The organism is Kitasatospora sp. A2-31 (assembly GCF_022288725.1).
Lineage (GTDB): Bacteria > Actinomycetota > Actinomycetes > Streptomycetales > Streptomycetaceae > Kitasatospora.
The window spans coordinates 139,322-152,767 of sequence record NZ_JAKNTA010000012.1 but is presented as its reverse complement, the minus strand read 5'-3'; the positions used below and the strand labels follow the sequence as shown (position 1 = coordinate 152,767).

The 13,446-nt window shown below is 75.5% G+C and carries 12 protein-coding genes; 10 read left to right on the top strand and 2 right to left on the bottom strand.

Annotation, left to right across the window (positions count from 1 at the left end; translation table 11 throughout):
* Positions 1–13 precede the first annotated feature (13 nt).
* The 10 genes from MCM47_RS29435 to MCM47_RS29390 all read left to right on the top strand — a co-directional run bounded on the left by MCM47_RS29435 (position 14) and on the right by MCM47_RS29390 (position 11,939).
* Positions 14–1,141: an acyl-CoA dehydrogenase family protein gene (locus MCM47_RS29435; RefSeq protein WP_238864717.1), complete on the top strand. Its 1,128-nt coding sequence runs from the start codon at positions 14–16 to the stop codon at positions 1,139–1,141.
* A 10-nt stretch (positions 1,142–1,151) separates the two neighbouring features.
* The gene (locus MCM47_RS29430; RefSeq protein ID WP_238864716.1) at positions 1,152–2,198 is read left to right on the top strand and encodes an SDR family oxidoreductase; all 1,047 of its coding nucleotides are present in this window, start codon (positions 1,152–1,154) and stop codon (positions 2,196–2,198) included.
* Positions 2,195–3,436 (top strand): aspartate aminotransferase family protein, encoded by a 1,242-nt coding sequence (locus tag MCM47_RS29425; RefSeq protein ID WP_238864715.1) that lies wholly within the window; start codon positions 2,195–2,197, stop codon positions 3,434–3,436. Before MCM47_RS29430 ends, MCM47_RS29425 begins: the two co-directional genes overlap by 4 nt.
* Positions 3,433–3,888: a type II toxin-antitoxin system RatA family toxin gene (locus tag MCM47_RS29420; protein WP_238864714.1), complete on the top strand. Its 456-nt coding sequence runs from the start codon at positions 3,433–3,435 to the stop codon at positions 3,886–3,888. The genes MCM47_RS29425 and MCM47_RS29420 overlap by 4 nt, the downstream gene beginning before the upstream one ends.
* Positions 3,889–3,893: 5 nt before the next feature.
* Positions 3,894–5,666, top strand: a complete 1,773-nt coding sequence (locus MCM47_RS29415) for a condensation domain-containing protein (RefSeq protein WP_238864713.1) — start codon at positions 3,894–3,896, stop codon at positions 5,664–5,666.
* Entirely contained in the window at positions 5,663–6,427 is a 765-nt protein-coding gene (locus MCM47_RS29410) for a thioesterase II family protein (protein ID WP_238864712.1), read from the top strand. Before MCM47_RS29415 ends, MCM47_RS29410 begins: the two co-directional genes overlap by 4 nt.
* A 170-nt stretch (positions 6,428–6,597) precedes the next feature.
* Positions 6,598–7,941, top strand: a complete 1,344-nt coding sequence (locus MCM47_RS29405) for a salicylate synthase (protein ID WP_238864711.1) — start codon at positions 6,598–6,600, stop codon at positions 7,939–7,941.
* Between the two features lie 45 nt (positions 7,942–7,986).
* Positions 7,987–9,612 carry a (2,3-dihydroxybenzoyl)adenylate synthase gene (locus MCM47_RS29400; protein WP_238864710.1) on the top strand — a complete coding sequence of 542 codons (1,626 nt, stop codon included), beginning with the start codon at positions 7,987–7,989 and terminating at the stop codon, positions 9,610–9,612.
* Between the two features lie 227 nt (positions 9,613–9,839).
* Entirely contained in the window at positions 9,840–11,066 is a 1,227-nt protein-coding gene (locus MCM47_RS29395) for a 3-deoxy-7-phosphoheptulonate synthase (RefSeq protein ID WP_238864709.1), read from the top strand.
* A gap of 57 nt (positions 11,067–11,123) precedes the next feature.
* Positions 11,124–11,939 (top strand): MOSC domain-containing protein, encoded by an 816-nt coding sequence (locus tag MCM47_RS29390; RefSeq protein ID WP_238864708.1) that lies wholly within the window; start codon positions 11,124–11,126, stop codon positions 11,937–11,939.
* A gap of 19 nt (positions 11,940–11,958) precedes the next feature.
* Here MCM47_RS29390 and MCM47_RS29385 read toward each other — a convergent pair whose 3' ends face one another.
* Both MCM47_RS29385 and MCM47_RS29380 read right to left on the bottom strand, forming a co-directional pair.
* Positions 11,959–12,858, bottom strand: coding sequence for a M56 family metallopeptidase (locus MCM47_RS29385; RefSeq protein ID WP_238864707.1), 900 nt, complete (start codon positions 12,856–12,858; stop codon positions 11,959–11,961).
* Entirely contained in the window at positions 12,855–13,223 is a 369-nt protein-coding gene (locus MCM47_RS29380) for a BlaI/MecI/CopY family transcriptional regulator (RefSeq protein ID WP_238864766.1), read from the bottom strand. Before MCM47_RS29380 ends, MCM47_RS29385 begins: the two co-directional genes overlap by 4 nt.
* Positions 13,224–13,446: the final 223 nt, after the last annotated feature.

The window sequence follows — 13,446 nt, the reverse complement described above, 5'->3', positions numbered from 1 at the left end:
GGGGAGTTCGACCATGCGGTTCCTGGAAACCGAGCGCCAGACGCTCGAGAAGTTCATGCCGGGCCTGGACGACCGGCTCGCGGCCGTCCCGCTCACCGAGCTGGAGCGGCCCGGCAACCCCGCCCTCGCCCTCTTCAAGGCGTCGGGCGGACCCAACCTGCTGATCCCGGCCGAGCAGGGCGGCGCCGGCGCCACCGCCCTGGAGGCGACCCGGGTCATGCGGGCGATCGGAACGCGCTCGCCCTCGCTCGGCGTCGCGTCGACCATGCACCACTTCTCGGTGGCCAGCCTCGCCGAGGCCAGCCTGGGCGACGGCTTCGAGTGGATGCTGCTGGAGGGGATCGCCGCCGGGAACCTGCTGCTCGCCTCCGGCTTCGCCGAGGGACGCACCGGCGCCTCCATCCTCGCCCCCAACCTCCGCGGCGAGTGGCGTGACGGCAACCTCGTCGTGACCGGCGCCAAGAAGCCCTGCTCGCTGTCCCGTTCGATGGACCTGCTCACCGCCTCGGTCGCGGTCACCGACGAGGACGGTCGCGAGCGGATGGCCGTCGTCGTCATCCCCTCGGACAGCCCCGGCCTGGAGATCAGGCCGTTCTGGAGCAACTTCGTGCTGGCCGGCGCGGAGAGCGACGAGGTCGTCCTCACGGACGTCGAGGTGCCCAAGCGCCTCGTCGTCATGACCGACAGCACCGACGCCCGGCGGCCCGACCGGCTTCAGACCAGCGGGTTCATCTGGTTCGAACTGCTCGTCACCGCGTCCTACCTGGGTGCCGCCTGCGCCCTGGTCGAGCAGGTGCTGGCGGTCGGCCGGGCGGACGCCGTCGAGCGCGCCGCCCTCGTCATCGAGGCCGAGGCCGCGACGGCGATGCTGGAGGGCGTCGCCCGTGCCAAGGACGCCGGCGAGCAGGGCGAGGAGATGCTGGCCGAGGTGCTCTGCGTCCGCTACGCGGTGCAGGACGCCATCGGGCGGATCAACCGCCGGGCCGTCGAGCTGCTCGGCGGGATGGCCTACATCGGTTCGAGCGACGCGGCCTACCTCTCGGCCGCCTGTGCGGGTCTGATGTTCCACCCGCCGTCCCGCACCCACATGTCCGAGCAGCTGTGCGAGCACTTCGCCGGCCGCCCGCTGCGCGTCGGCTGAGAGAGCGGTCATGAGTGTCACTGTGAAGCCCCGCGCGACCGTCCTGCTCACCGGAGCGAGCGGCGTCGTCGGCCGGGCGGTGCTGGAACGGCTCGCCGACCACGCCGTCGTCTGCCTCACCCACCGCAAGCCGGTGGACGCCCCGCACGCGGTCGGCGTCGCCGGCGACCTGACCCGCCCCTACTTCGGCCTGGGGCGGGCGGCCTACGAGGAGCTCGCCGACCGGGTCGACGCGGTCGTGCACTGCGCCGCCGTCACCGGTTTCGGCGTCGACGCACACCTGACCGAGGACCTCAACGTCCGCGGCACCGGGCGCGTCCTGGCCTTCGCCCGGCAGGCGGGGGGGGGGGGGCCCCCCGTCAGCACCGCCTTCGTGACCCGCCGCGACCTCGCCCGGGACGGCGGCGGCACGGCCCGGCCCGAGGTCTACCTGGACAGCAAGCGCCGCGCGGAGCAGGCGCTGCTGGAATCCGGCGCGGCCGTGAACGTGATCCGGCCCTCGGTGGTGATCGGCGACTCGGTCACCGGCCGGATCTCCCAGTTCCAGGGCCTGCACGCGATCGCCGGCGCACTGCTGAAGGGCGCCCTCCCGCTGCTGCCGCTCGACCCCGGCAACCGGATCGACTTCGTCCCGCAGGACGTGGTCGCCGACGTGATCGCCGCCCTCGTGCGGGCCGGGACGACCGGCGGCGAGTACTGGGTCACCGGGGGCGCGGACGCCCCGACCGCGCGGCGCGTCGTCGAGCTGGGCCTGGAGCTCGGCCGCAGCCTCGGCCTGGAGCCGGAGCGGCCGCGCTTCGTCGAGCCGGACATGGTGGACCGGCTGATCCGGCCGGTCTTCCTCGACGCCCTGCCGCGCAGCGGGCGGCGCCGGGTCGACGACATGCTCGCGATGACGGCGCTGTTCGACACCGCCGAGCCGTTCGCCAGCACCTACCACCACGCCCCCGGCGTCGAACGGCTCTCCGCCGAGCGCCTGGAGGACGCCTTCACCGCCTCGATGCGCCACTACGCGCAGGAGAAGGGCCTGGTCCGGCCGAGCGAGGTGGCGGCATGACCGTGCAGACCGGGTGGTCGGAGCCGGCCGTCGCCGACCTCTACCGCCGCCACCTCAGCCGGGGCCGGGCCAGCCTGGCGGAACTGACCGGCGGGGACCTCGAACTCTCCTCGCACGGCGCCTACGTGTACGGCGCCGACGGCCGTCGCTTCCTCGACTGCGGCGGGTACGGGGTCTTCCTCGTCGGGCACACCCACCCGGCCGTCGTCGAGGCCGTGGTGACGCAGGTCCGCACCCACCCGATGTCGACGAGGCTGCTGCTGGAGCCCACGGCGGCGCTCGCGGCGGCTGCCCTCGCCGGTGTCACGCCCGCCGGGCTCGACCGGGTCCACTTCGTCAACTCCGGTGCCGAGGCGGTCGAGGCGGCCGTCAAGCTGGCCCGGGCGCTCGGCAAGCGGCGGCTGGTCTCGGCCCGGGGCGGCTTCCACGGCAAGACCATGGGGGCGCTCTCGCTCACCGCCAAGGAGGTCTACCAGGAGCCGTTCCGGCCGCTGCTGCCGGACGTCGCGCACGTGCCCTACGGCGACGTGTCCGCGCTCGCCGACACCGTCGACGCGGACACCTGCGTCGTCCTCGAACCCGTCCAGGGCGAGGGCGGGGTGGTCGTCCCGCCGGCCGGCTACCTCACCGGGGTCCGGCGGCTGTGCACCGAACGCGGGGCGCTGCTGGTCCTGGACGAGATCCAGACCGGCCTGGGCCGGCTGGGCACCTGGTGGGGCGCCGACCGGGAGCAGGTCGCCCCCGACGTGCTACTGGTCGGCAAGGGGCTGAGCGGCGGGGTGGTGCCGGTCGCGGCCATGGTGGCCACCGACGCCGCCTACGAGCCGTTCAACCGGGACCCGTTCCTGCACACCTCCACCTTCGCGGCCTCGCCGATCGCGATGGCCGCCGCCCGCGCCGCCGTCGGCACGATCCGCACCGAGGGCATGGTCGAGCGCGCCGGCACGCTCGGCCGCACCCTGCTGGACGGCCTGGCCCGGATCGCCGCCGAGCGCTGCCCCGGGCTGGTCACCGAGGTCCGCGGCGCGGGGCTGCTGATCGGCGCCGAGTTCCGGGACGAGCACACCGCGGGCTCCTTCGTCCTCGAACTCCAGGACCGCGGCGTCCTGGTCAACCACAGCCTCAACGCCCACCGGGTGATCCGCTTCACCCCGCCCGCCGTACTCACCCAGAGCGACGTCGACTGGCTGTTCACCGCCTTCGACGACGCGGCCACCACCCTGGAAGGATCCCTGTGACGCGACAGGTCACCCTGGAGGCCCTCGTCTCCGACGCCGACGCCGACACCGTCTTCGCCCGGCTCGCCGACTTCGAGCGCTACCCCGAGTTCACCGACGCCGTCCGCGAGGTCCGCGTCACCGAGCGGGAGGACGGCGTGATCGACTCCGCCTGGGCCGTCAACTTCCGCAACGGCGTCCTGCGCTGGAGCGAGAACGAGGTGATCGACCCGGCCGCCCGGACCATCACCTTCGCCCAGACCACCGGGGACTTCGAGTCCTTCGACGGCACCTGGCGGGTGGAGGAGCGGGACGGCGGCGTGGTCATCCGCTTCGAGGCCGAGTTCGACCTCGGCATGGCCAGCCTCGCGGCGATCATCGACCCGATCGCCGAGCGCGCCCTGGTCGAGAACCTGCAGCGCATCCTCACCGGCCTGAACGGGCCGTCCACCAGCTACCCCGGTCGGGCGTGAGCGCGATGAGCGGAGGAACCCCCCGCACCCACGCCACGGAGCCGTCGCTGGAGGACGTCCGGCAGGCCGTGGCCGGGCTGCTCCAGGTCGAGCCCGGCACGATCGGCGACGCCGACAACCTGATCCGCCACGGCATGGACTCCATCCGGATGATGCGCCTGGCCGGCGGCTGGCGCCGCACCGGTGCGGACGTGAGCTTCCAGAAGCTGGCCGAGACGCCGACCGTGGAGCACTGGCACCGGCTCCTCACCGTCCCCGCCGCGGTGGCCGCCGCCCCCGAGGCCACCGCGGCGGTCCGGCCGCCGGTCGAGACCGGCGCGCCCTTCGACCTCACCCCGGTCCAGCGGGCGTACTGGATCGGCCGCGGCGACGACATGGCCCTCGGCGGCGTCGGGTGCCACGCCTACCTGGAGTTCGACGGTCGTGCCGTCGAGCCGGCCCGGTTGGAGGCGGCGGTCCGTCAGGTCGCCCAGCGGCACGGCATGCTGCGGGCGACGTTCCTCGACGACGGGCGGCAGCGGATCCTCGACCGCAGCCCGTGGCCGGGCCTCACCGTCCACGACCTCACGGCGGCCGGCGGGCCGGGCGGCCCCGCGGCAGCAGATCAGGCGGGTGCCGCGGTGGAGCAGGGCCTCGCGGCGGTGCGGGCCGGGCTGTCGCACCGCCGGCTCGACGTCGCCGCCGGCGAGGTGTTCGACGTCCAGCTCTCGCTGCTGCCCGGCGGCCGGACCAGGATCCACCTCAACATCGACCTCCTGGTCGCGGACGTCGCCAGCATCGAGGTGCTGCTCGCCGACCTCGCCGCCGCCTACCGCGCCCCGGAGCGGCTCGCCCCGGCGGGCGACTACGGCTTCGCCCAGTACCTGGCGGACTACCGGGCCTCGGCCGGCAGCCCCGCCGACCCCGGCAGCCCGCTCGCCGCGGCCCAGCGGTACTGGAAGGAGCTACTGCCGGAACTCCCCACCGACGGCCCGCGGCTGCCGCTGGCCAAGCTCCCCGGGGAGCTCGGCCGGACGCGCTTCTCCCGCCGCAGCTTCGTGCTCGGGGCGCAGGAGTGGCAGCGCATCACGGCCCGGGCCCGGGAGCACGGCCTCACCACCGCGATGGTGCTGGCCACCGCCTACGCCGAGGTCCTGGGGGCGTGGAGCGAGGAGCCGGCCTTCCTGCTCAACGTGCCGCTCTTCGACCGGCAGCCGCTCCACCCGGCGGTGGCCGGCATGATCGCCGACTTCACCAACCTGGTGCTGCTGCCGGTGGACCTGAGCCGGCCCGCACCCTTCGCCGAGCGGGTGCGCGGGCTCCAGCGCTCCGTCCAGCGGAACGCCTCGCACGCCCAGTACCCGACGCTGAACGTCCTGCGGGACCTGCGGCGCGCCCACGGCGGCCGGCGCGTCGGGGCCCCGGTGGTGTTCGCCTGCAACCTCGGCTCGGACTTCGTGGCCCCCGACTTCCGGGCCGAGCTCGGAGAGCTCACCTGGATGCTCTCGCAGACGCCCCAGGTCTGGCTGGACCACCAGGTGTACCGCACCGACGACTCGGTACAGCTCGCCTGGGACGCCGTGGACGAGCTGTTCCCGGCGGGGCTGCTGGACGCCATGCTGGGCGCCTACCGGGCGCTGCTGGAGCGGCTGGGCGCAGCGGAGGACCGCTGGCACCTGCCCGCCGAGGTGGCGGCCGGGGCCGCCGCGGACCGGGCCGCCGCGGACCGGGCCGCCGCGGAGCCGACCGCCGCCGAGCCGACCGCCGCGGAGCCGACCGCCGCCGGGGCCGTCCGGTGAGCGCGGCGGTCGCGGCGGACTCCCGCTGGCTCAAGCGCTTCCACCCGGCGGACGGCGCGCAGGCCCGCCTGGTCTGCCTGCCGCACGCCGGCGGGGCGGCCGGATTCTGGTTCCCGCTCTCCGAGCGCCTGGCCCCCGGGATCGAGACGCTCGCCGTGCAGTACCCAGGGCGTCAGGACCGCCGGGCGGAGCAGGGGCTGGGCGACGTCGCCGAGCTCGCCGACGGCATCGTCGAGGCCCTGCTGCCACTGCTGGACGGGCGGCCGCTGGCCCTGCTCGGCCACAGCATGGGGGCCGTCCTGGCCTACGAGGCGGCGCGGCGCCTGGAGCACGAGGCCGGCTCCCGGCCCGACGCGCTGTTCACCTCCGGTCGCCGCGCGCCCTGCCGGCGCCGCGAGGAGAACGTCCACCGGCAGTCGGACCAGGCGCTCCTGGCGGAGTTGCGCGAGCTGGGCGGGACCGCCCCCGAACTGCTCGACGACCGCGACGTGATGGCCCTCCTGCTGCCCTCCGTCCGTCGCGACTACCAGGCGATCGAGACCTACCGGCACCGCCCCGGCCCGGAACTGAGCTGCCCGATCACCGTGCTGACCGGCGCCGACGACCCCCGGACCACGGTCGACGAGGCGCGCGACTGGCGGCGGCACACCTCGGCCGACTGCACCGTCGAGGTGTTCCCCGGGGGCCACTTCTTCCTCGGGGACCACCTGGCGCAGGTGGCCGCCCTGATCACCGGCCGGCTGCTGCCGCTGCGGCGGTAGGGCCGCCCGCCCCGGCTCCCGCCGCGCCTGCGCCGCGTCCCCGCCGCGCCCCGCGGGCCGGTCGGACCGCAGACCCGCCCCGCCACCGCCCCCACCGTCCCGCACGCCGGCCACCGCGCCGGCGGCCCCCACCGCCCGCACCCCGGGCGCCCGAAACGAGGTAGCAACCCATGAACCGTTACCAGGACCTGACCGTCGACGGGCCGTTCGACCCGCTGGTCGCCGCCACCGCGCTCGCCCGCGCGGGGCTCTTCGACAGCCACGTCGTCTACGAACGCGAACAGGAGTGGTGTTACGCCGGCGGAGCCCTCGCCGAACTCGTCCTCGACGCCGACCGGCTGCGGGTGCGTTTCGACGGCGAGGAGAGTGTCGAGCCGCTCGGCGACCGCCCGCTCGCCCAGGTCGGCGCGGCCCTGCAGCGCCTCCCGATCGCCGGTTGGAACGCCTACGGCTGGCTGGCCTTCGAGCTCAGCTACCTGGCCCACCGCCCCGCCGACATCCCGGCCGGCGCGCCGCTGCTCCACGTGGTCGTGCCCCGGACCGAGGTCCGGCTGCGCGCCGACCGGGCCGTGATCCGGACGACCGGGCAGCTGCCCGCGGACGACGTCCGCAGATTCCTGGAGAACCCGCCGGCCGAGCCGGCCGGGACGCCGGCCCCCGTCGCGGTCGACAGCTACGGTGCCGAGATGTACCGGAAGTCGGTCGCGGTCGCCGTCGACGACATCCGCCGCGGCGAGCTGCAGAAGGTGATCCTCTCCCGGCCGGTCCCGATCGGCGGGCCGGTCGACCTTCCCGCGACCTACGTGCACGGCCGCCGCCGCAACACCCCCGCCCGCTCCTTCCTGCTCGACCTCGGCGGCTGGCGCGCGGCCGGCTTCAGCCCGGAGACCGTGGTCGAGGTGGACGACGCCGGCACCGTCTCCACCCAGCCGCTGGCCGGCACCCGGGCGCTCGGGCTCGGCGCCGAGGAGGACGCCCGCCTCCGCGAGGAGCTGCTCGGCGACGCCAAGGAGATCTTCGAGCACGCCATCTCGGTGAAGCTGGCCCACGAGGAGCTGCTCACCGTCTGCGACCCCGACTCGGTGGTGGTCGGCGACTTCATGACCGTCAAGCCCCGCGGCAGTGTCCAGCACCTCGGCTCCCGGGTGCTCGGGCGGCTCGCCCCCGGCCGGACCGCCTGGGACGCCCTGGCCGCACTCTTCCCGGCGATCACCGCCTCCGGGGTGCCCAAGGAGGCCGCCTACGAGCGCATCGTCCGCCTGGAGCCGAGCGCCCGCGGGCTGTACTCCGGCGCCGTCCTGACCGCCTCCAGCGACGGCTCGATGGACGCGGCGCTGGTCCTGCGCGCGCTCTACGAGAAGGACGGCCACGCCTGGCTGCGGGCCGGCGCGGGCATCGTCGGCGACTCCGTGCCCGCCCGCGAGCTGGAGGAGACCCGCGAGAAGCTGTCCAGCGTGGCCCCGCACGTGATCGGCGCCGGCCCGGCCGCCGAGGCGTCCGCCCCCGCCGCCTGACCCGCCACCGACCACCGACCCGACGACCAGAGGGAGCCGAATCAGATGCTTGCGGGTTTCACGCCGTGGCCGGAGGAGCTGGCGCAACGGTACCGGGAGGAGGGCTACTGGCAGGACGTCACCATCGGCGGTCTGCTCACCACCTGGGCGGACGCCTACGGCGACGCCGTGGCCGTCACGGCCGGCGACCGCCGGGTGAGCTACCGGGAGCTGGACGGCTGGGCCCACCGACTGGCCGGCGGCCTGCGGCGACTCGGCATCGCCCCCGGCGACACCGTCCTCCTCCAGTTGCCCAACGTCGTCGAGTTCCTGCCCGTGTTCTTCGCGCTCTGCCGGATCGGGGCCCTGCCCGTGCTGGCGCTGCCCGCCCACCGGGAGCACGAGATCGGCGCACTGGCCGAACTGACCGGGGCGAGCGCGTACGTGATCGCCGACCAGGACCTCGGCTTCGACTACCGCGAGCTGGCCCGCCAGGTGCGGCGCCGGGCCCCCGGCCTCAAGCACGTGGTGGTGGCGGGGGACGCCGCCGAGTTCGTCCCGCTGGCGAGCCTGGACGCGCCGGGCCGGGCGGACGGCGACGCGCCGGCCCCGGGCCGCCCGGTCGCCGAGGACGTGGCGTTCTTCCTGCTCTCCGGCGGTACCACCGGGCAGCCGAAGCTGATCCCGCGGACCCACACCGACTACGCCTACAACGTCCGGGCCAGCGCCGAGGTCTGCGGACTGGGCCGCGACACCGTCTACCTGGCGGCCCTGCCGGTCGCGCACAACTTCGCGCTCGGCTGCCCCGGAGTGCTCGGCACGCTGCACGCCGGCGGCCGGATCGTGCTCACCACCGACGCGAGCCCGGACACCGCCTTCGCGCTGATCGAGCGGGAGGGCGTCACCGTCACCGCCCTCGTGCCGCCGCTGGCGCTGCTCTGGATGCAGGCCGTGGAGTGGCTGGACGACGACCTCGCCACCCTGGAACTGCTCCAGGTCGGCGGGGCCAAGCTGCCGGCCGAGGCCGCCCGCCGGGTGCGCGGCACGCTGGGCTGCACGCTGCAGCAGGTCTTCGGGATGGGGGAGGGGCTGCTCAACTTCACCCGGCTCGACGACCCGGACGAGCTGGTCGCCACCACCCAGGGCCGGCCGCTCTCCCCGGCCGACGAGCTCCGGGCGGTGGACGAGGAGGGCCGTGAGGTGGCGCCCGGCGAGGCCGGACAGCTGCTCACCCGGGGCCCCTACACCCTGCGCGGCTACTACCGGGCGGGGGACCACAACGCCACGGCCTTCACCCCGGACGGCTTCTACCGCACCGGCGACCTGGTGCGGCTGCTGCCCGACGGGTACGTGGTCGCGCTCGGCCGGACCAAGGAAGTCATCAACAAGGGCGGCGAGAAGGTGGCCGCCGAGGAGCTGGAGAACGAACTGCTGGCCCACCCGGCCGTCCGCGAGGTGGCCGTCGTACCGATGCCCGACGCCGACTTCGGCGAGCGGATCTGCGCGTTCGTCGTCGCGCCGGGCATCGGCCTGGGCCTCGCCGAGGCGGTCGACTTCCTCGTCGGGCGTGGCCTCGCCACCTACAAGCTGCCCGACCGCCTCGTGGTCGTCCCGGCCCTGCCGCTGACCACGGTGGGGAAGGTGAACAAGCGGGCGCTGACGGACCGCCTGGCGGCCGAAGCGGCCGGGTGACCCGCGGCGGCCGGCCCGGACCCCTCGCCCGGGCCGGCCGCCCCCGGCCGTGCCGCCAGGGCCATCGCGCCGACCGGACCCGCCGCGCCGACCGGGCCCGCCGCGCCGCCGACCGGGCCCACCGCACCGCCGACCGGGCCCACCGCGCCGCCGGACCGCCGGTGCACCGCCGCCGCGCCGCCGGACCGCCGACCAGTCCATCGGATCCATCGGAGAGAGAACCGCTGATGTCTTCCTTCCCGGCCGAGGGCTCGAGAGTTCTCGCCGACGACGAACCGCTGGTCTGGGACCTGCTGCCCGCCGCGCAGCAGCCCGACTGGCGGGACCACGCCGCCTACCGGCCGACCCGCCGCGCCCTGTTGCAGGCCGCGCCGCCGGTGCTCTTCGCCGAGACGGCCGAGCTGCACCGGAGCCTGGCCGAGGTCGCCGCCGGCGGGGCGTGGCTGCTGCAGGTCGGCGACTGCGCGGAGAGCCTCGCCGAGCAGACGCCCGATCACCTCGCCGCCCGGCTGGCCGTCCTGGACACGCTCGGCGACCGGCTCGCCGACCGGATCGGCGGACGGGTCGTCCGGGTCGGCCGCATCGGCGGGCAGTTCGCCAAGCCCCGCTCGGCGCCGACCGAGCTGCACGACGGCGCCGAACTCCCGGTCTTCCGGGGACACCTGGTCAACTCCGAGGAGCCCACCCCGCAGGCCCGTCGGCACGACCCCCGGCGGATGCTGCTCGCCCACCGCGCCGGTGCACGCGTGTGCGAGCAGCTGCGCCGGATCCGGCGCGAACGTGCCGGTACGGACGCCGGCCGGCCCGCGGCCGGGCCCTGGGCCAGCCACGAAGCGCTGGTCGTCGACTACGAGGGCCCGCTGGTGCGCCCCGCCCCCGGCGGTGGGGAGTACCTCGCCTCGACCCACTTGCCGTGGGTCGGGGAGCGGACCAGGCAGCCCGACGCCGCGCACGTCGAGCTGCTGGCCGCGGTCCGCAACCCGGTCGCCTGCAAGATCGGACCGACCGCGAGCCCGGCCGACGTCCTCGCCCTCTGCCGGCGGCTCGACCCCGAACGCATCCCCGGACGGCTGACCCTCATCCTGCGGTTCGGCCGCACCGAGGTCGACCGGGTGATGCCCGACCTCGTCGACGCCGTCCGGCGGGCCGGCCATCCCGTGGTGTGGGCGACCGACCCGATGCACGGCAACACCGTGCGCGCGACCGGCGGCCTGAAGACCCGGCACCTGCGGGCGATCGCAGAGGAGGCCGCCGCCTTCCGCCGCGTCCTCGAACGGCGCGGCCGGCACACCGGCGGCCTGCACCTGGAGACGGCCGCGACCGACGTCACCGAATGCCTCGGCGGGAACGTCCGGACCGAGACCGCGCTGACCGACCGCTACCGGACCCTGTGCGACCCGCGGCTCAACCCAGAACAGGCGAACGAGCTGATCGACCTGCTCTTCCCCGCGTAGGGTCGCGGGGTGAGGCCCGGGGCATCCCCGCAAGGTCCCTTGAAAGGCAGAGCACTGATGAAGGACACCGCCATCCCCGTGGGCACGGTCGGCGAACTGTGGCGCTACCCCGTGAAGTCGATGCTCGGCGAGCGCCTGGCCGCCGCCGACGTCACCGAACGCGGCGTCGACGGCGACCGCCGGCACGCGCTGCTCGACCCGCACACCGGCCGGGTGGCCAGCGCCAAGAACCCGCGCCTGTGGCGCCACCTGCTCGCCCTCACCGCGGCGACCACCGCCGACGGCGTGCGGATCACCGACGCGGACGGCACCGAACTCGGCCCGGAGGGCCTGTCGGCGGCGGTCGGCCGCCCGGTCGCGCTCGTCGCCGAACCGCCGGCCGAGGCCACCCTCGACCGGGCCGAGCCCGAGGAGGTGCTGCGCGGCGGCCCGGACGCCGACGTCCCGCTGCACGCCATCCGGATGCCCGCCGGCACCTTCTTCGACCACTCGCCCCTGCACCTGCTGACCACCGCCACCCTCGACCGGATCGGCGAGCTGAGCCCGAACGGCCCGGTGGACCTGCGGCGCTACCGGCCGAACCTGGTGGTCCGCACCGCCGGCAGCGGCTTCGTCGAGAACGCCTGGATCGGCCGGGAGCTGGCCGTCGGAGCGCAGCTGCGCCTGCGGATCACCGTGCCCACCCCGCGCTGCGCCGTGCCGACGCTCGCCCACGGCCCGCTGCCCCGGGACCCGGAGGCGCTGCGGGTGCCGGCCCGGCACAACCGGCTGGAGCCGCTGCCGGGGATGGGCCCGCACCCCTGTGCGGGCGTGCACGCCCAGGTGCTCGCCCCCGGCCGGATCAGCGAGGGTGACCGCGTCCTGCTTCTCTGAGGCCGGTGCGTGCGCGGGCTCAGCCGAGTACCGGCCCGCAGGTCAGAAAGTAGGGGAGCGCCGCGGCGGCGACACCGAGCAGCAGGACGGCGCAGCGCGCGGCCGGATGGAGCGGGGTGCCCGGGCGCAGCAGCCGCTTGAGCCGGACCAGCACGGCCGCGCCGTCGGCGGCGAAGGCCGACTGCGGGGTGGCGCCCGTCGCCACCTCGCACATGGCGTCCGCGAGCGCCCGCGCCGAGGAGGTGCGCAGCGCGCGGTCGTCGCAGGCCATCTCGATCAGTTCGGCGGTGCGCTCCCGCGCGGCGCGGGCCAGCGGCAGGACGCGGTAGGCACGGCCGAAGGCCTCGGCGGCGGCCATCGCGAGGTGGTGGCGGCCGGTCAGGTGGGCCCGTTCGTGGGCCAGGACGGCCTGCAACTGGGCGGGGGTGAGGGTGTCGATCGCGGCGCTGGTCAGGACGACCCGGGCGGGCCGACCGGGCAGGCAGTAGGCGGCCGGGCGGTCGTGGTCCAGGACGACGGCGCCGAGCTCGGGCACGGGTCGGCCGACCAGGTCGAGCAGCCGGGCGTGGCGGCGGCGCCGGCGGCGGGCGGAGACGGTGACCGCCGCGAACCACGCCGCCGGCCAGAGCGCGGTGAGGCCGACCGGCACCAGCAGCCCGAGCCCTTCGGCGCCCCCGGCGGCGTGCGGCTCGCCGAGCCACTGCTCGGCCGCCCCGAGCAGTCCGTGCAGGTGCCGCCCGGACGCCGTGACGTGGTACCAGGCGAGTGCGACGGTGACGACGAACGCCGCCATCAACGCCTGCCAGAGCAGGATCGCCGTGCGCGGGGCGCGCAGCGGCCACCGGGCCCGGGCGAGCAGCGGAGGGACGGCGTATCCGAGGACGGCGGCGTAGCCGGTGAGGACGAGGGAGCCGATCACTCCGGGTCGCCGCTGGTGAGCGCCCGCAGCGCCTGCCGGAGCGCCTCCTGCTCCTCCGGGGCGATCTGCTCGACGAAGTGGGCCAGGGCGCTGGAGCGGTCGGTGCTGGAACCGAGGGCGTCCTGCATGAGCGCCGCGGTGTACGACTCGCGGCTGCGGGTCGGCTCGTAGAGCCAGGCCCGGCGCTGCTTCTCCCGGCGGAGCACGCCCTTGCCGTGCAGCGTGTCGGCCACGGTCATCACCGTGGTGTACGCCAGGGGACGTTCCCGGTTGAGGTCCTCGACCAGCTCGCGCACGGTCGCGGGCCGGCCCCAGCTCCACAGGCGGTCCATGATCTGCGCTTCCAGATCCCCCAGCCGTCGCACCCCCGGTTCGCCCCCGTCTCGTTCCCGCTTGTCCCGCCACGCGTCGTGGACGGTCGTCCCGGCCATCGTAGACGGACCTGACGCAGCCCCAAAAGACGGCCGCGCACAACCCCTTGTTGGTGCAATTTCACATTGCTATGTTCCGCTCGCGTCGTCGTCGATGACGTAACACCCCACGGCCGCCCCCGGGGCGGCCCTTCCCGGCTCGGTGGGCCACGGCCGC

Coding starts and splice junctions, on each gene's coding strand:
- MCM47_RS29435 (WP_238864717.1), top strand. CDS start 14: ATGCGGTTCCTGGAAACCGAGCGCCAGACGCTCGAGAAGTTCATGCCG.
- MCM47_RS29430 (WP_238864716.1), top strand. CDS start 1,152: ATGAGTGTCACTGTGAAGCCCCGCGCGACCGTCCTGCTCACCGGAGCG.
- MCM47_RS29425 (WP_238864715.1), top strand. CDS start 2,195: ATGACCGTGCAGACCGGGTGGTCGGAGCCGGCCGTCGCCGACCTCTAC.
- MCM47_RS29415 (WP_238864713.1), top strand. CDS start 3,894: ATGAGCGGAGGAACCCCCCGCACCCACGCCACGGAGCCGTCGCTGGAG.
- MCM47_RS29405 (WP_238864711.1), top strand. CDS start 6,598: ATGAACCGTTACCAGGACCTGACCGTCGACGGGCCGTTCGACCCGCTG.
- MCM47_RS29400 (WP_238864710.1), top strand. CDS start 7,987: ATGCTTGCGGGTTTCACGCCGTGGCCGGAGGAGCTGGCGCAACGGTAC.
- MCM47_RS29395 (WP_238864709.1), top strand. CDS start 9,840: ATGTCTTCCTTCCCGGCCGAGGGCTCGAGAGTTCTCGCCGACGACGAA.
- MCM47_RS29390 (WP_238864708.1), top strand. CDS start 11,124: ATGAAGGACACCGCCATCCCCGTGGGCACGGTCGGCGAACTGTGGCGC.